This is a genomic window from Catenulispora pinisilvae, from assembly GCF_015356865.1.
Taxonomy (GTDB): domain Bacteria; phylum Actinomycetota; class Actinomycetes; order Streptomycetales; family Catenulisporaceae; genus Catenulispora; species Catenulispora pinisilvae.
Genome location: NZ_JAAFZA010000461.1, coordinates 1 through 2,803 on the forward strand (window position 1 = coordinate 1; position 2,803 = coordinate 2,803).

At 69.9% G+C, this 2,803-nt stretch carries 2 protein-coding genes; one reads left to right on the forward strand and one right to left on the reverse strand.

Annotated elements, in window-relative coordinates; genetic code table 11:
- Nucleotides 1–967: 967 nt before the first annotated feature.
- Nucleotides 968–1,909 (reverse strand): nitrilase family protein, encoded by a 942-nt coding sequence (locus tag IZR01_RS48870; protein ID WP_194927858.1) that lies wholly within the window; start codon nt 1,907–1,909, stop codon nt 968–970.
- A gap of 74 nt (nt 1,910–1,983) precedes the next feature.
- Here IZR01_RS48870 and IZR01_RS48875 point away from each other — a divergent pair.
- The coding region (locus IZR01_RS48875; RefSeq protein WP_194927857.1) for a LysR family transcriptional regulator at nt 1,984–2,803 on the forward strand (820 nt) is incomplete at its 3' end.

A 2,803-nucleotide genomic window follows, 5' to 3' on the forward strand; every position in this document is an offset into this window, starting at 1 on the left:
CTGCAAGCTGCGGTTTTGATAGCGCGAACTTGACTCCCGGCCACCGGCACTGTAGGCAAAGCCCTGCCGACGCGACCGAGGGGAACGAACCGAAAACCGACCGGAGAAGTACAAAACTGGTGGTGCGCGACCGGCGGCTCGGCGAGTTCGGCTGCCGGTCCGGGTGCTGGCAGCGCGGCAGTCCCGAGGGTGCGCGGTCTGGGTTGGCGGGTGCCGGATCGGCCCGGTCCTGGAAGCCCGCTGTTGGCACAGCTGGTCCCTACCGCACCCGGGCATGTTCTCGAGCTGCCCACCGGCCCGCTGCCATGTCCTCACCGGCAGTGGCATCGCCCAGCCCGTGTCTACGGGCCCTTCGGTTGCTTTTCTTCCCGTCGGTTTTCGGTTCGTTCCCCTCGGTCGCGTCGGCAGGGCTTTGCCTACAGTGCCGGTTCTCGGGAGTCAAGTTCGCGCTGTACGCGGCCGCCACCTGCCCGCTTACCGTGAGGGCGCGGACTTTACTCCCGGGGTTCGGCGCTGTACCCCTTGGGGCTGACGACGCGACCGTGGGGAACGGACCGTAGCCACCTCACAAACCGCCAGCGCAGGGCCCTGAGGCGACCCCCCTATGGAACCGCGCCAGTTCCCCGAGGGAGCCAAGAGCCCCCGCCGGAGGCGCCTGCCATTGACTTCAGGCACCCACCACGCACGACCGCCGCCCGCCAACGCAACGCGTGCGGTAGTGACTCGGACCCGCGCGCACCACCCACACAACCGCCACCCGCCAACGCACATCGAGCGGCACAACGAACTGCGTCTCGATCCGTGATTAGTCAATACCAGGTAGTTCCGTAAAAATGCCTTTAACCAACACACCAACCGTGGGCGGGTCTCAGTGGCAGGTACGAGTGGCAGGGTTTTGGCTCGCGGCTTGCCGCCTACGGAACCCACCACACCGACAGCGCGAACGTAGCCTGATCCAGGCACGGCGCTAGCTGAAGCGCGCCGTCCGAGCATCCACCTCGTCCCCGTACCTCGTGCTCAGCGGCCGGTACAGCTCCGGCCGCCGGGCCCGGAGCCAGCGTCGGCCGGTCGAGGTCGGGACCAGGTCCAGATCGAGGTCGGCGGTGACCATGGCGTCGGCGGCGGCCTGGGACTCGGCCAGGATCCGGCCGTAGGGGTCGATGATCATCGCGTTGCCGGTGCGGACCTCGTCGTCGTCCCGGCCCACGCCGTTGCTGAAGAGCACGAACAGTCCGTTGTCGTGGGCCCGGGATGGCAGCCAGCGCAGTAGCCACTCCCGGCCGTTCGGGCCGCGGAAGGCGTCCTCGGCGGCGGCCGGGTCGGCGTGCCGGTTGTCCCAGACGCTCAGCGGGATCGGCTTCATGCCGTGTGGGCTGACCGAGTTCGTGCCGCCGGTCTGGTGCGGGGCCAGCAGGATCTCGGCGCCGAGCAGTGCGGTGGCCCGGACGTTCTCGATCAGGTTGTTGTCATAGCAGATCAGGACGCCGACCCGGACGTCCCACGGCGTGTCGAAGACGGTGTAGCGGGAGCCGGAGGAGATCGCCTCGTGCTCGAACGCGTGCAGCTTGCGGTGGACGTGCACGGTGCCGTCCGGCAGGCAGACGGCGTAGGCGTTGAACAGCCAGCCGTCGCGCTCGGTGAGTAAGCCCACGCCGATGCCCAGGTGCAGCTCGGCGGCCAGGGCGCTGACCCGGGCGATGCTCGGGCCGTCGTCCGGCTCGGCGGCCTCGTGCAGGTACGCCGCGTCGCGCTTGGTCAGATGCCAGTAGCCGAGCAGGCACATCTCCGGGAACGCGATGAGCTGGACCCCGTCGGCGGCGGCGGCGCGGGCGAAGTGCTCGACCCGGGCCAGGTTGTCCTCCTTGGCCCCGGGACGCGGTTCGAACTGGACGGTCGCGGCTCGAAGCATCATGCGGTCCATCGAAGCGCCGCCGTGATCGATGAGTCCAATGAATGTCGCCGGGGGATCGATAAACTGGGGGAATGGAAGACCGGCTGGTGAGGGCCTTCGTCGCGGTCGCGGACCACGGCACGTTCGGCGCGGCCGCACAGTCCCTGGCGGTGACGCAGCCGGCGCTGACCAAGCAGATCCAAGCCTTGGAAGCACGGATCGGCGGCGCGTTGTTCCGGCGCGGACGACTCGGCGCGCAGCTGACCCCGCTGGGCCGCACCCTGCTGCCCGACGCCCGGGACGCGGTCGACAGGCTCGACGCGTTCGAGCTGCGGGCCAAGCGGCTGACCGCCGGCGGCGCGGGCCGGCTGGCGCTCGGTTTCGGGCTGTCGACGATCGACATCGCGCCGCGCGCGGTCGCCGAGTTCCGGCGCCGGAACCCGGACGTCGGGGTGACGCTGGACGACATGGCCACGGCGATCCAACTGGAGCGGCTGCGGCGCGGGCAGTTGGACGCCGGATTCGCCCGGCTGCCGGTGGATCCGGACTTGTCCGTGCTCGAACTCGGCACCGACCAGCTGATGCTGGCGGTCCCGGGGAACGTGGACACCGAACCGGGAGTGCGGGAGCTGATCGCCCGACACGGCCTGGTGACGTTGGTGCAGACCAGGGGGCCGGGATTCGCGAGCCAGGTGCGGCACTATCTGGCGGCCGAGGGGATCAAGCCGCGGGTGGTGCAGCGGGCGAACGACCTACAGACGGTGATGGCGCTGGTCGCGGCCGGCGTCGGGGTGGCGCTGGTGTCGGCCCGGGCGCCGGTAGTAGTGGCGCCGGAGCGGATCCGGTGGCTGTCGATCGAGCACGAGGCGGCGCGGTGGGGTGTCGGGGTGGCTGGCTCTTATACACATCCCC